Source organism: Rathayibacter sp. AY1F3 (genome assembly GCF_002931975.1).
Classification (GTDB): Bacteria; Actinomycetota; Actinomycetes; order Actinomycetales; family Microbacteriaceae; genus Rathayibacter.
This window is the reverse complement of record NZ_PSVF01000031.1, coordinates 1-14,112: the sequence shown is the minus strand read 5'-3', so window position 1 is coordinate 14,112 and position 14,112 is coordinate 1. Positions and strand designations below refer to the sequence as shown.

Here is a 14,112-nt window from a genome sequence, read left to right as displayed (position 1 = left end):
TCGACGCCGAGACGGCCCGCTGCCGGCCGAGGCACCGCAGTGGGGCGGTGTCTCGGCGGGGGCGGGCCGTCTCGGCGTCAGCGGCGCGCGTGCGTCAGCAGGTGCGCGCCGGGTAGGCCGCGGTCAGGGCGCCCGCGGTGAGCGAGGCGGCCGGGACCGAGGCCTGACGGGTGGTGAAGGCGGCCGAGGCGCTGGCGCCGGGGGCGGCGGTCAGCGTCTGCGAGGCGCCGAACGGCGAGCGGATGACGACCGAGAGGGGCGTCGTGCCCGTGTTCTTCACCACTCCGGTGAGGACGACCCTTCCCGCGACGCAGCGGGTGGACGCGGTGAGCGTCGAGGTCGGTGCCGTCACCACCACGGTCGCGGTGACCGTGACGGCCGTGGAGCTCGAGAGCCGACGGTCGGCGGCGTTGTAGGCCGTCGATCCGTTCGCGCCCACCCACTGGTTGTCGTTCGCACCGATCGTGCGGACGACTCCGGTGACGGAGTAGCGGCCGGGCGCCGTCGCCACCGCGGAGGTGTTCCAGGTGACCGGCTGCGAGGCGGTGCCCCGGTTGTAGGCGAGCACGACGTCGGCGCGGGCGGGCAGAGCCGCCGCGGCGTCGGCGCCGGAGGCGACCGTCACCTCGCCGAGGTCCGAGCGGACCGCGGAGGCGGCGTCGGCCGAGCGGACCTCGGCGTACTGCCCCGCGGTCAGCGAGACGATGCCGCCGTGCTTGGTCGACGAGGCGAGCGAGAAGCCCGGGTCGGTGAGCTGGGTCCAGCCCGTGTCGAGGTCGTTCGTCACCATCGGCTTGTAGCCGGTCGCGGGGATCACGTCGACGTACAGGTACCAGGTGTCCTCGCCGTGGTCCTTGAACACCGCGGGGCCCTCGACCCCACCGGGGTTGCCGCCGGACCACACCGCGCCGATGCGCGACTGGATCTGCGTCCACGAGGTCGTCGGCAGCCACCAGGTCGCCGAGGTGGTCGACTCCATGTAGATGCCCTTGCCGGTGCCGTTGTCCTTCGAGATGCGGTAGGTCGTGCCGGAGTCCTGGATCAGCGTGGTGTCGATCGTGTCGGCCCCGGTGTCGATGAAGGTGCCGCCGTACGAGTAGGTGGCCTGCGTGAAGTCCGTGGTCGCTCCCCAGAGCACGCGGGAGGATCCGGTGCCCGGCGTGTGCGCCGCGGTCGGGTAGACCGTCGAGGACCAGTAGACGACGAACGCGCCCTTGCCGGGTCCCGCGTAGTCCGGCACCCACGTGGCCTCGGGAGCCCACATCATGCCGGCCTCGAGCTTCTTCGTCCCCGCGGCGTCGAGCGCCACGTCGAACTGCCGGACGTCGCTCCACGACACGAGGTCGCTCGACTCCCAGACGTTCATCTTCGTGCTGCCCTTGGTGGTCCAGTAGCACCAGGTGTCGCAGGTGCTGGGGCCCCGGTCGCCGCCGAAGACGCGGAGGTCCGTGGCGATGATGTAGTACTTCTTCGTGTCGGGGTTGTAGGTCAGGTACGGGTCGCGGACACCGGTGGTGCCGAGGTCGGAGGCCAGGATCGGCTTCGCGCCGTTGAGCGGGTCCCACTTCTCCGGGTCGTCGCCGCGGGAGACGTCGAGGTAGATCTTCTCGGCGTAGCCCTGGGAGTCCTCGACGAAGTGGACCATCAGGTAGCCGTAGGGGGTGTCGACGCCGACCTGCGGCTCGACCGTCACGGCGATCGAACGGGTCTGCACGATTCCGCGGATCGACGCCGTCGCGGTGAGCGACGAGGTGCGCGCGGCCTGGCCCACGGCGGGGCGGTCGGCGCTGAGGGTGCGGCCGTCGGCCGAGACGCGCAGGGTCGGGTCGCTGGAGGACCAGGTCACCGCTCCTCCGTAGTCGGGCAGGTTGGTGGTCGAGTCGTCGACGGTGAGCGGGGCGACCCCGGCCAGCACGGCGGCGGCGATCGGGGAGAACGTGGAGGCGTGAGGCTTCGCGTCGACGCTCGACACGGCCACCACCTCCGCCCCGGTGAGCGCGCGGTCGTAGACGCGGAACGCCGAGACCTCGCCCGTGTAGAACGGGTCGGGGTACGGTGCGCGGCCGATCGTGTTGAGCGACTGGTCGGCCACCGACGAGGGGCGCAGGGCGGTGGGCGCCGAGGCGACCTGGACGCCGTCGACGAAGAACGAGATCGTGCCGGCGCTGCCGTCGATCACCGACGTGAGGCTGTACCAGCGGTCGGCGGTGAGGGCGGAGGCGCTGCGGGCGTTGTTCTCGCCGTTCCCTCCGCTGGTCGTGATCGCGGTGCGCACGCGATCGCGGACGGACGCGAACCAGTACTGGTTCGTACTGTCGCTGCCGATGTTCCACAGGAAGTGGAAGTTCGAGAGCATCGACGCGTCGGCGCGGGTCTCGATCGTGACGGTGGCCGACGAGCGGCCGGTCAGCAGGTTCGCGGGCAGCTGCACCCAGGGGGCCGTGGTGCTGCTCTTGGGGCCGCCGGTGAGGCGGAGCGACGTGCCGGTCCAGAGCGCGTCGGTCGCGTTGCGGACGGTGGCGGCTCCCACGCCTCCGCTCACGGTGTTCGGGACCGTGCTGCCGGTGGTCTGCGTGAACCGGTAGTCGGCGAGGAGGCCCTGCTGCGGGATCACGGCATCGGCCGCCTGCGCTGCCGGAGCCGGGGCGACGAGGCCCGAGAGCAGCACTGCTCCGAGGCCGAGCGCGGCGAGCGCTGCGCGCAGCGGCGCTCGCCGCGCGGGTGTGGTGGTGGGGGGCATGGTGCTCCTTCAGTGGAGTGGTGCGGTTCGGGGGGAGGGTCTCGGGGTGCCGGGTCGAGCAGCGCCGTCAGGGACGTGTCGGGACCTGTGTGCGGAGCGCGGGGGTCTCGATACGCCGCTGCACTGCTGCTCGACCGGCATGGAGGGGGCGGCTGCGCCGGCTGCTCGACCGGCAGGAGCATCAGCCGCAGGTGAGCGCGGGGTGGCTCGCGGTGACGGTCGCGGTGCGGCCGGCGTCGTCGGTGCCCGCGACGGCGACCGTCGTGGATCCGGCCGGGACGCTCGCCTGACGGGTCGTCACGGCGGTGGACGTGCTCACTCCGCCGGCGAGCGCGGTGACCCGCTTCGCCGCGGTGCCGGTGCCGATCGTGACGTCGACGGGCAGGTCGTCCGCGTTCCTCACGACCGTGGTGACGACGACCTTGCCAGCGACGCAACGCGCGGCCGAGGTCGCCGCCGGCTGCAGGGGCACCGTCGACGCCGGGGCGCCGAGCGAGACGCGGAAGCGCTGGCAGTCGTTGTTCAGGACGCTCCACTGCCCGATCCTGGTGCCGTTCTGCGCGGAGCAGTTCGACAGGTCGAGCGCCTTGCCGCTGTGCGCGGCCCGCAGCTCGACGGTGCCGTCGTTGCCCGGGCGGAGGCGCCAGCTGCTGCCCGTGACGCCGCACGCGCCCTGGGTGACGGTCGCGCCGTCGGCGGTGGAGCCTCCGGTGACCGCGAGGCACTTGGCGGCGGCCGAGACGGGGTGCATCTCGAGCGCGCCGTCGGCGGCGGAGCCGAAGGTGACGCGCTGGCAGGGCGAGCCGAGCCAGTCCTGCTGCTGGAGCAGGGCGCCGTCGGCCGTGGAGCAGTTCGGCAGGTCGAAGGACTTGCCGGTGACGAAGGATGTGACGGCGACGGGTCCGGCGGGGCGCAGCACCCACTCCTGAGCCGCGGCGGAGGTGGCGGCCGCCTGGCGGACGGTCGAGCCGGACGCCTCCAGCAGCTTGCCGCTGGTGCGGTTCGTCAGCGTGGAGTAGCCGCCGGTGGCCGGGGCGACCGTCCACTGCTGGCAGCTCGTGGTGAGCCACGCGGACTGCTGGAGCCCGGCGGTCCCGGCGGCGCAGCCGACCGGTCCGAGCGCCTTGCCGCTCGACGCGTTCATCACGCGGAGGGTGCCCTCGCCGGTGGCGTCGAGCATCCAGTTCGCGCGCGGGGTCGAGCAGGAGCCCTGCACGACGCCGGCGCCGTCACCGCTCTGCGCGGAGGAGACGGTGGCGCAGAGGCCTGTGCTGCGGCTGACGAGCTGCCACGGCGCGCCCTCGACGCGAGCGGTGATCGGGGCGTTCTCGCCGCTGGGGACGGGGATGCGGGCCCCGGTGCCGAGCGGAGCCCCGAAGTCGGGCTCGCCGGTCGCGGTCCACTCCACGATGTGCGCGCGGGCCGAGCGCTGGCGGCTGCATCCGTCGTTCGGGCCGGGGTTCGCGTGGTACAGGTTCCAGGTCTCGGTGCCGTCGGGCGAGTCGAAGAAGTCGTTGTGGCCGGTGCCGTACTCGCCGTTCGCCTTCGAGAAGACAGGTCCGTCGCTCTTGGTCCAGGAGGAGGCGAGCACCGGGTCGCCGGTGCCGTCGTACTCGAGGGTGCCCAGCTGGTAGTCCTCGGTGCCGCAGAAGCTCGCCGAGTAGACGATCCAGGTGCGGCCGTCCTTCTGCAGCGGGATCGGTCCCTCGTTGACGGGCATGCCGATGGTCTCCCACGGCTCGACCGGCTCCGAGAGGACGGTGCCGGTGCTGGTCGCGGTCCACGGGTCCGACATCCGGGCGATGTAGTTGCTCTGGAGGCCGTTCCCGGGCTGGAACTCGGACCAGGTCATGAACAGCTCGCCGTTCAGCTCCAGGTACGCGCCGTCGATGTTCCACCGGTCGGTCGGCACGGGGCGGCCCTTGTAGGTGTACGGGCCCATCGGGTCGTCCCCGGCGCTCTCGATCACCTGCAGGTGCTGGCCGTCGAAGTTCGCCGCGGTCCCCATCGTGTACATGAGGTACCAGCGCCAGCCGTTCGGGCCCTGGAGCCGCTGCAGCTCGGGCGCCCACATGTTGGCGTTCCGGCCGGGGTTCGTGTCGGTGTACACGGTGGTCGGGGCGGTGGTGCCGAGTGCCGCGAGGGTGGGCGCCTTCCGCATCACGACACGGTTGTCCCACGTCGTCGCGACCATGTAGTAGTTGCCGTCGTGGAACTCGATCGTGGGGTCGGCGGTGTCCGGAGCGATCGGGTTGGTGAAGGTCGGCTCGCCGAGGGCGACGGCCGGGGAGGCGGCGGTGAAGGGCAGTGCCACCACCGCGGCGAGCAGGATCAGCAGCCCGGCCGTGAGGCGGCGCCGGAGCCCCGAGGATCGGGGGCGCTCGGCGTCGGCGGGCGTCGGTGCGGTCGTCATCGTGACTCCATCGTCAGGGCGGCGTGGGGCCCGGAGGCGCACCGTGAGCGGCGCGCCCCCGGGGGCGGAGGGGCTCCGGAGACGCGCCGGAGGGCGCCGCGGAGAGAGGCCCGGTGGACCTCGGAGAAGGACTGGCCGTGCCTCGCAGGATCCGGCGCGACCTCCACCTCGAGGTCTCCGACGCCACCGGCCGCACGGTTTGTTCACGGTAACAGGGCGGTTGCGCAAACTCAACGGCCCCCGTCAGCGGGAGTGGCATCTCCTCACGGCGCCTGCGGTCCCCGCGGTCGCGTTCCTGACGGAGGAAGGATTCGCAGCGCCTCGCGGAGCGGCGGGGGCCAGGAGGGACGGATCGGACGTTAGTCCTGAGTCGTGACCAGCACTGCCGCCCCGAGCCGCCGTCCTCGGCCCGCCACCGCCGCTCCGCCCTCCGCCGCCGCTCCGCGCCACCGCCGCCGCTGTCAAGAGGGGAGAGACGGCCCACGCCCCTCGCCTAGGGTGCCGGGATGCCCCGTACCCGGACGTCCCGCACCGCCCTCGCCTGGCGGGAGGCGGTCACCGGCTCGCGCCTGATGCTGGCTCTCAAGACGGCGCTGGCGGTCGGCATCGCCTGGGCCGTCGCGCCGCTCGCTCCCGGAGTCGCGGAGCAGTACCCGTACTACGCGCCGCTCGGCGCCCTGGTCAGCATGTACCCGACCCTGATGGGCTCGGTCCGCACCGGACTGCAGACCCTGCTCGGCCTGGCGGCGGGGATCGGGCTCGCCGCCCTCGTGGTGGTCACCGTCGGCCCGACCTGGTGGACGATCCCGCTCGTCGTCGGGATCGGCGTGGTCCTCTCGGGGACGGGGTGGTTCGGCGCGGGCCGCGAGTACGTGCCGATGGCGGCCCTCTTCGTGCTGATCATCGGCGGGGCCGACGCCGAGGACTACTCCCTCGGCTACCTCGTGCAGATGGCGGTGGGCGTGGTGGTGGGGCTGCTGGTGAACGTGGTCGTCGCCCCCGGGCTCACCGTCGAGGCGGCGTCCGCCCGGGTCGACGCGTTCCAGCGCGAGCTCGCGGAGCACCTGCGCCAGCTGGCCGCCGCGCTCGAGGAGACGTGGCCACCCGAGCACGAGGCGTGGGCGCGCAACGGCGAGGAGCTGGCCCGGACGGCGGAGGAGGTCCGCGCGGCCCTCGCGGACGCGGACGAGAGCCGCAAGGGCAACCCGCGCGCGCTGCTGCACCGGCGCGACTCCCGACCCGACCACCTCCGCCTCGAGACGCTCGACGCGATCCTCTTCCACGTCCGCGATCTGAGCGGCGCCCTCGCGGACACCATCTGGGAGCGGCCGGGCGCGCTCCCGTTCGATCCGGCGCTCGGGCCGCCGCTGAGCGAGGCCTGCCGGGCGGTCGCTGACGCGATCGACCGCGACGACGCCGGCTCCCCCGCCGCGCACCGGGCGATCGGAGGCGCGGCCCGCGCGATCCGGCACCTCGTGCAGGTCGTCGACGAGCGGACCGCCGCGACCTCCCGGACCCTCGGTCCCGGCGTCCTCGCGGCGATGCACCTCCGCCGCGTCCTGGTGCGCCTGCAGCACGACGGCGCGGAGCCGCAGGAGGAGTGAGGTCTGGCGCCTCCCGCCCCATACTGATATGGTGATGGGACATCAGGAGGACGGGGACGACGTGGAGCGGACGGTGACGACGACGAGCCTCCGTGGTCGCACGCCGGAGCGGGCGACCACGGAGGCTCACCTGGCCTTCGGGCAGGCGCTACTCGCAGACGAAGAAGGCGACCTCCACGTAGCCCATCGTCTGCGAACGGGTGTCGACGTCGGAGTTCTCGACGGTCACGCCGGACGCGGCGAAGCTGCTGCCTCCTGCGCCCGTCGACGCGTTGGCCGCGTAGGAGCCGCCACCCCGCACCCACAGGGAGGTGCCGCCGCCGGCACCTCCGAAGTAGCCGCCGCCACCGCCACCGGACGCATAGGTCACCTGGCGGCTCGCGTTCGTCCTCGGTGCGCCGGCACCGCCGTCGCGCCCGGAGCCCGGGCTGCCGAGAACCGACTCGGTCACGTTCACCGTCGTCACACCGGGCTGTCCCGGCCCGGTCTGGCTTCCGCCGGTGCTCGGAGCCTGCTCGGTGGAGCCGGTGCTGCTGTCCGCGCGCGAGACGGCGCTGTCGTAGCCGGAGCCGCCGACGGGACCGCCGGACCCCGCGTTCGGCCCGACGCGGGCGGACCGGGTGAAGTCGTTCGAGGTGAAGCCGGCTGCGCTACCGCCGCCGCCGCCCGCGATGACGAGCAGGGAGCCCGCGGCGGTGATCCCGCTGGCCCCGCCCCCTCCTCCGGAGCCGATGTAGCCCGGAGTGCCCGGGGCCCCGCCGTTGCCGAGCCCCCGGCCGCCGGCCTGGTTGCTGCCGCCCGAGCCCGCGGTGATGACGATCTCGGACGCTCCGCCGAGCGCGTCGACGGGGATGGTGCCCGTCACCCGCGCACCGGCGCTGGTGACGTCCGACCCGGTGCGGACGCCGCCGCCGTCTCCGCCGACCGCCGTGAAGCGGACCCACTGGGTTCCCGCGGGCACGGGGATCGTCCGGGCCGCGAGCGCGGTGGTCGAGGTGGCGTCGATGCGCTGCGCGTCCTGCAGGGCGCACTGGGGGGCGGTCGAGGCCGACGCCATCGGAGCGGCGATCGAGGCGGCCACAACAGGAATCGCCCATGCGGCGCCCTTCACCACGGTTCGGCGCTGGGTCAGACGATCGGGGGCGCCGCTCGGCGTGCTGGTGTCTTCGTTCTGCATCGGAGTCCTTCTGTCATCGTGCACCCCTGGGTATCGGGGGCAGAGTCGGGTGAGAGGCGCGGGAGGATGCCCGTGCCGCTCCGACAGAGTCGCCTGCTCCGCGACGGGGCACGCCGCTCGAGGCCGCTCTGGCGCGAACCTGCCCTGAGGCGGCGCGCCGCGCCTCCCGCGCCTCATCCTCAGCAGCTTCTCCGCACCGCCGACCAGCCGTGCACGACGTCGTAGATGCCCCATCGGGCTCGCCGACACGGACCCTCCGAGCGGGCGGCCCGACTCGCGAGCACCCTGGACCGAGCGGCCCGGAGAGCCCGCGACGGGCGAGCGCAGAACCCGACGTCAGTCCGGCGCCGGCCCGCGACGGCCGAACGGGCAGCCCGGCGTCAGCCCGGCGTCACGCCCCGACGGCCGAACGGGCAGCCCGGCATCAGCCCAGCGCCAGCCCGGCGTCAGCCCGCGTCGGCGAGCAGCGCCTCGCGGTCGAGCCGCTTCGCGTAGCAGCGCGCGCTCGGCTCGTCGCCCCAGTAGCCGTAGCCCGCGATCGGGTCGTAGCCGGCGCTCGCGTAGAGCGCCATCGCCTCCGGCTGCTCCGTGCCGGTGACCAGTCGGAGCAGCTCCACGCCCTCGCGGGCCGCCATCCGCTCGACGCCGGCGAGCAGCACGCGGCTGAGCCCGCGGCCCCGCGCGGCGCTCACCACGAACATCCGCTTGATCTCGCCGATGCCGTCCTCGACCGCGAGCGCCACGCAGCCGACGAGCCCGCCGTCGACCTCGAGCAGCAGGGTCGGAGCGTCGGCGGGAGGGCGCGGACCGGTGTCGTCGCCGCCGTAGCGGGCGAGGAGGTCGGCCTCCTGCAGGGCGAAGAGGTCCGTGGCGGCCGGGTCTCCGGCCGTGGTCTCGATCAGGCGGTGCACGGCACGATGCTACGGCGCGGCGGCGAGCCCCGCGGCGATCCCGGTCAGCTGCTCGAGCACGACCCGCACGGCCGAGCGCTCCAGCGTCTCGGGCCGGGCGAGGCAGTCGATGTGGCGGCCGAGCCCCGGGATCCCGAGCGGCCGCAGCACCACCTCCGGCGTGCGCCGCAGGTCGGTCGTGTACCGCGGCAGCAGCGCCACGCCGTCGCCCGCCGACACGACCGCCGCCGCGACCAGGAAGTCGTTGATCCGGTGCGGGATGCGCGCGTCGCCGCCCGCGAGGACCGCGATGGCGTCGATCGCCCGCTCCAGGGGGAAGCCCTCGTGCACCGCGACCCACTCCTCGTCGCGGAGGTCGGCGGGACGGACGACGTCCTTCGCGGCGAGCGGATGGTCGCGCCGCAGCGCGAGGTCGAGCGGCTCGAAGAGGAGGGGCGTGGAGCGCACGGTCCCGGGCCACTCGGCGCTGCCGGCGAGCCGGTGCGCGACGACCAGGTCGTGATCCGCGGTCAGCCCGGCGAAGGCGCTCTGCGCCACGTCGAAGTCGGCGAGCGCGACGCCCGGCCGACCCGGTGCGCGCAGCGCCTCCAGCAGCGGGCCGAACATCGCCAGCCCCGCGCTGTGGAACGCGGCGACCGAGACGGTGCCGCTCGGCTCCCCCTCGAAGTCCGCGACCGCCCGGGCCGCGCGCTCGAGCGCGACCTCCACCTCGACCACGGCGGCCGCGAGAGCGCGGCCGGCGGGGGTCAGCGCGGTCCGGCGCCCGTCGCGGAAGGTCAGCGCCGTCGGCGTGCGGCGCTGCAGCGCGCTGATCTGCTGCGAGACGGAGGAGGGGGACACCCGCATCGCGGCGGCGACGGCGGCGATGCTCCCGCGCTCGCCGAGCTCCCGCAGAGCCCTGAGCTGTCCGAGTTCCATGAGTTCCAACTTACGCGTCGGCGAAGAAGATGCAGTCTTGTCCTGCGGGTCTCCGTGCCGCCACGATGAGCCGTGCGCGCTCTCCTCTCCCGCTTCCGGATCGACCTCCTCCTGCTCGTGGTCGCCGCCTCCTGGGGCTCGACCTACTTCGCGGCGAAGGAGCTCGTCACCGACTCCAGCGTGATTGCGCTGCTCGGCTCGCGGATGACCCTCGCCGCGCTGTGCCTGGCCGTGATCGTCGCAGCGCGGCGGCACCGGATCACCGCGGCGGAGTGGCGGGTCGGCGTGACCATCGGGGCGCTGCTCGCGACGATCTTCGCGCTCGAGACCTACGGCATCGCCGGCACCTCCGCCACCAACGCGGGCCTCATCATCAGCCTGACGATCGTGATCACGCCGATCCTCGACTCCGCCGTCTCGAAGCGCCGGCTCCCGGGCCGCTTCCTGCTCGCATGCCTCGTCGCGGTCGTCGGAGTCGCGCTGCTCGCCGGCAACGGCGCCCTCCGCCCGCTCTCCCCCGGCGACCTGCTGATCCTCGGCGCCGCCGTCGTACGGGCCGTGCACGTCACGTCGATGCACCGCCTCTCGGCGCGGGCGCCGATGGACTCCCTCCGCCTGACCACGGTGCAGCTCGGCACCTGCGCCGTCGTGTTCAGCGCCGCGTCGCTCGTCGTCGGCGTGCCGATCCCCGAGTACGTCGCGGGGCTCGACCCCGTGGGCGCCGGCCTGTTCCTCTACCTCGTCCTGGTCTGCACCGTCTTCGGCTTCCTCGTGCAGACGTGGGCGGTCCGCCGCACCTCGCCCTCCCGCGTCAGCCTGCTGCTGGGCACCGAGCCGGTGTGGGCCGCGGTCGTCGGAGTCGCGCTCGCCCGCGATCCGATCGCGCCGGTCGGCTTCCTCGGCATCGCGCTGATCCTCGTGGGCACGGCCTGGGGCCGCTCCCTCGAGCAGCGGACGGCGCCCGACGTGCCGACCGCGGCGGCCGCTCCGGAGGCGCTGCTCGCCCTCGAGCCGGAGGACGAGCAACGGCGTCCCGTCGAGCGGTAGCCGGGTCAAGGGACTCGCGTGCGGCGCCCCGATGTGGGGGAATCGGATCGGGAGGCGTCCGCCGCGGGCGCCGCCGGAGGAGGATCCATGTCGCTCAGCGTGCTGTTCATCGGCGGGACGGGGATCATCAGCGCCGCCTGCGTCCGCGAGGCGCAGCGGCTCGGCCACGACGTGACCGTGCTGAACCGGGGGCGGACGTCGCTCCGCCCGCTGCCCGAGGGCGTCCGCGAGGTGCAGGCCGACGGCCGCGACCGCGACTCCGTCACCGCCGCCCTCGGCGACCGGAGCTTCGACGCCGTGATCGACTTCGTCGCCTTCACGCCCGAGCACGTGCAGCAGGACATCGACCTGTTCGCCGGCCGCACGGGCCAGTACGTCTTCATCAGCTCGGCCTCGGCCTACCAGAAGCCGCCGCGCAGCCTCCCGGTCACCGAGTCGACTCCGCTCCGGAACCCCTACTGGCAGTACTCCCGCGACAAGATCGCGTGCGAGGACCTGCTCGTGGCCGAGTACCGCGCGAGCGGCTTCCCGGTCACGATCGTCCGCCCCTCGCACACCTACGACCGCACCGCGCTGCCCGTCGACGGAGGCTGGACCGTCGTCGACCGGATGCGCCGCGGCCGGGAGGTGGTCGTCCTCGGCGACGGCACCTCGCTCTGGACGCTCACGCACGCCGACGACGTCGCCGTCGGCCTGGTCGGCCTTCTCGGCGCCTCCGCCGCGATCGGCGAGGCGTTCCACATCACCGGCGACGAGACGCCGACCTGGGACGAGATCCACCGAGACCTCGCCGCGGCGGCCGGAGTCGAGCCGCGCCTCGTGCACGTCGCCTCCGACGCGATCGCCGCGGCCGACCCCGAGCTCGGTGCCGGGATCGTCGGCGACAAGGCGCACTCGATGGTGTTCGACAACGCGAAGATCCGCCGCCTCGTCCCGGCCTACTCCCCCTCGGTGCGCTTCAGCGACGGCGCCCGCGAGATCGTGGAGTGGTACGACGCCGACGAGTCGCGCCGCGTGGTCGACGAGCGGTTGAACGGCCTGTTCGACGCGCTGATCGAGCGGTACCGGCCGCGCCCGCTGTGAGGGTCGGGCGGAGGGGGTGCGCGAGTCCGCCGGCTCCGCCCCTCCCGGCCGCTGCACCCCGCTCGGCTCCTCCGCCCGCGCCGGCGCCCCCGCTCAGCCGATCGGCTCGAGCCGGACCAGGAACCCGCCCGGCACTCCCGGCTGCAGCTCCTGGTACTCGGACGGCACGCGGTAGGAGCCCTCGCCGACCGCGGTCACGGTGAAGGCGTCGTGCGTGCGCGTCCCCGCGAGGAAGACGGTGTAGACGTCTGTGCCGTCCTCGGTGGTGCGCTTCCCGGCCGCCGCGCCGACCCAGCGGTGCCCGCCCGGATCGGCCGTCGCCGTCTCCCCGAGGGTCGCGTCGATCGCGGCCGGGTCGACGCCCTCGGTGCGGATCCCGTCCTGGCACTCGCGCCAGACGCCCGTGAATCCCGGGTCGGGGTCGGAGTAGCAGAACATCATCGACCCGTCGGGCGCGACGTGCAGGTCGCCGTAGCCGCCGACCACCGGCCCGGAGACGGGGGCGGCCGTGGGCCGGGTCGTCGGCTCGGGGTCGGCCGGCGCGGTGCACCCGGCGAGCGCGAGGACGAGCACCGCCACCGCTCCCGCTCGCCACCTCATGTGCGCAACCTACTGGAGCCGCGCCCCCGCCCGTCCGTGTGCCGAGCCGGGAGTCCACCGGGAGGCGGCCCGCCCTCAGACCAGCCGGCGGCCCCTGAAGCGGTCGACGGGGGCGTCGTGCCGCATCGCCCGCTCGTACATCCGCCGGAACGGCTCGGTGAGCACGCCGTTCGTCCGGTCCAGCGAGTCCTGCCAGGCCACGATCTCCCCCAGCTGCGCGGCGAGATCCGCACGGAGGGCCGCCTCGTCGACGGTGGTCGAGACGCCCTTCGAGACGACGACCCGGCCCGCGACGATCACGGTGTCGATCGACGAGCCGTTCTCGGAGTAGACGAGCTGGTTCTCGAGCCGCTGGCGCGGGGTGAAGTTCAGCGTCTCGAGGTCGTAGACGACGAGGTCGGCCTGCTTGCCGACCTCGATGCTGCCGGTGACGCCGTCGAGCACGGCGCTGCGCGCGCCTCCGATCGTGCCGGCGGTGAGCACCTCGGACACGGTCGGCCAGGTGGCGATGTCCGGATCCGTGACCTTGTGCAGGAGCGCCGCGGCCTTCACGACGTCGAGCATGCGCGGCGAGTCGCTGCTCGAGCAGCCGTCGGTCCCGAGGCCGAGGTTCACGCCCGCGTCGTGCAGCGCGCGCCACGGGGCGATGCCCGAGCCGAGCTTGAGGTTCGAGATCGGGTTGTGCGAGACGGACGTGCCGGCGGCGGCGATCCGCTCCATGTCGGAGTCGGTGAGCCAGATCCCGTGGGCGAAGGTCGTGTTCGGGGAGAGCGCGCCGATCCGCTCCATGTACTCGACCAGGGTCGAGCCGTAGGACAGCTCGCCGGTCACCAGCTGCGTCTTCGTCTCGAGGACGTGGATGTGGCACTCCGCCCCGTGCTCGAGCGCCAGCTCGGTCGCCCCCACGAGCAGCTCGGGCCCGCACCGCTGAGGAGCGGACGGGGCGACCATGTAGCGCAGCCGCCCGCCTCCCCTCCCGTGCTGGGTCGCGAACGCCTCGCGGCTGAAGGCGAGGTAGCCCTCCGTCGTCGGGCGCGACGCCGACCGCGCCTGGTCGAGGATCTCCGCGGGCACGTACTCCTCGAGGAACGGCATCGTCTCGTGGAAGGGCCTGCTGATCACGTGGCCCGAGATGTTGGCGCGGACTCCGATCTCGTCGTACGCGTCGAAGACCGCGGCGAGCTGCTCCGCGTCCTGGTCCGGGTTCTCGAGCACGTCGTCGACCAGGGTCGTGACCCCGGCCTTCAGCGATTCGAGGGCGAAGAGCGACGAGCGCAGCCGCACCAGATCCGGAGCGACGCGGCTGTTCCCGAGGATCGGGTACGACAGCAGCATCCACAGCTCGAGCGGCAGATTGTCGTAGCGGCCCTTGTAGAGGTACTCCCACGAGTGGGTGTGGGCGTTGACGAAGCCGGGGACGACCAGGCGGTCGCGCCCGTCGATCACCTCGTCGCCCGGCTCGGGGACGAGGCCCGGGCCGATCGCGACGATCAGCTCGTCGACGATGCGGATGCTCGCCGTGATCGGGACAGCGCCCGAGACCGGGTCCATGGTGATCACGGCGGCGTCGGAGAGGAAGAGGGGCATGGCGGTTCCGTTCGTGGTGCGGGGTGGGACGG

General features: G+C 73.6%; 10 protein-coding genes. 3 read left to right on the top strand and 7 right to left on the bottom strand.

The features are described 5' to 3' along the window. Positions 1-94: 94 nt before the first annotated feature. Complete coding sequence (locus C5C39_RS14640; RefSeq protein ID WP_104353715.1) at positions 95-2,740, bottom strand: LamG-like jellyroll fold domain-containing protein; 2,646 nt, start codon at positions 2,738-2,740, stop codon at positions 95-97. Between the two features lie 181 nt (positions 2,741-2,921). Continuing rightward, positions 2,922-5,153 (bottom strand): family 43 glycosylhydrolase, encoded by a 2,232-nt coding sequence (locus C5C39_RS14635; RefSeq protein WP_104353714.1) that lies wholly within the window; start codon positions 5,151-5,153, stop codon positions 2,922-2,924. Positions 5,154-5,659: 506 nt separating this feature from the next. Between C5C39_RS14635 and C5C39_RS14630 the strand changes: the two genes are divergently transcribed. Then, positions 5,660-6,757, top strand: coding sequence for an aromatic acid exporter family protein (locus tag C5C39_RS14630; protein ID WP_104353713.1), 1,098 nt, complete (start codon positions 5,660-5,662; stop codon positions 6,755-6,757). Positions 6,758-6,905: 148 nt separating this feature from the next. Here C5C39_RS14630 and C5C39_RS14625 read toward each other — a convergent pair whose 3' ends face one another. The 3 genes from C5C39_RS14625 to C5C39_RS14615 all read right to left on the bottom strand — a co-directional run bounded on the left by C5C39_RS14625 (position 6,906) and on the right by C5C39_RS14615 (position 9,763). After that, positions 6,906-7,934: a hypothetical protein gene (locus C5C39_RS14625; protein ID WP_146083952.1), complete on the bottom strand. Its 1,029-nt coding sequence runs from the start codon at positions 7,932-7,934 to the stop codon at positions 6,906-6,908. A gap of 446 nt (positions 7,935-8,380) precedes the next feature. Continuing rightward, positions 8,381-8,845, bottom strand: coding sequence for a GNAT family N-acetyltransferase (locus C5C39_RS14620; protein WP_104335969.1), 465 nt, complete (start codon positions 8,843-8,845; stop codon positions 8,381-8,383). A gap of 9 nt (positions 8,846-8,854) precedes the next feature. After that, positions 8,855-9,763, bottom strand: a complete 909-nt coding sequence (locus tag C5C39_RS14615) for a LysR family transcriptional regulator (RefSeq protein WP_104226987.1) — start codon at positions 9,761-9,763, stop codon at positions 8,855-8,857. A gap of 72 nt (positions 9,764-9,835) precedes the next feature. Here C5C39_RS14615 and C5C39_RS14610 point away from each other — a divergent pair, with 72 nt between their 5' ends. Further along, on the top strand, positions 9,836-10,810 hold the full coding sequence (locus tag C5C39_RS14610; protein WP_104353712.1) for a DMT family transporter: 975 nt from the start codon (positions 9,836-9,838) through the stop codon (positions 10,808-10,810). An 87-nt stretch (positions 10,811-10,897) separates the two neighbouring features. Next, the gene (locus C5C39_RS14605) at positions 10,898-11,893 is read left to right on the top strand and encodes an SDR family oxidoreductase (protein ID WP_104353711.1); all 996 of its coding nucleotides are present in this window, start codon (positions 10,898-10,900) and stop codon (positions 11,891-11,893) included. 93 nt (positions 11,894-11,986) lie between these two features. On the opposite strand, the gene C5C39_RS14600 is transcribed toward C5C39_RS14605, so the two are convergent. Both C5C39_RS14600 and C5C39_RS14595 read right to left on the bottom strand, forming a co-directional pair. Next, positions 11,987-12,493 carry a hypothetical protein gene (locus C5C39_RS14600; protein WP_146083951.1) on the bottom strand — a complete coding sequence of 169 codons (507 nt, stop codon included), beginning with the start codon at positions 12,491-12,493 and terminating at the stop codon, positions 11,987-11,989. A gap of 75 nt (positions 12,494-12,568) precedes the next feature. Further along, a partial coding sequence (locus C5C39_RS14595; RefSeq protein WP_308471216.1) for an amidohydrolase occupies positions 12,569-14,112 on the bottom strand: 1,544 nt, incomplete at its 5' end.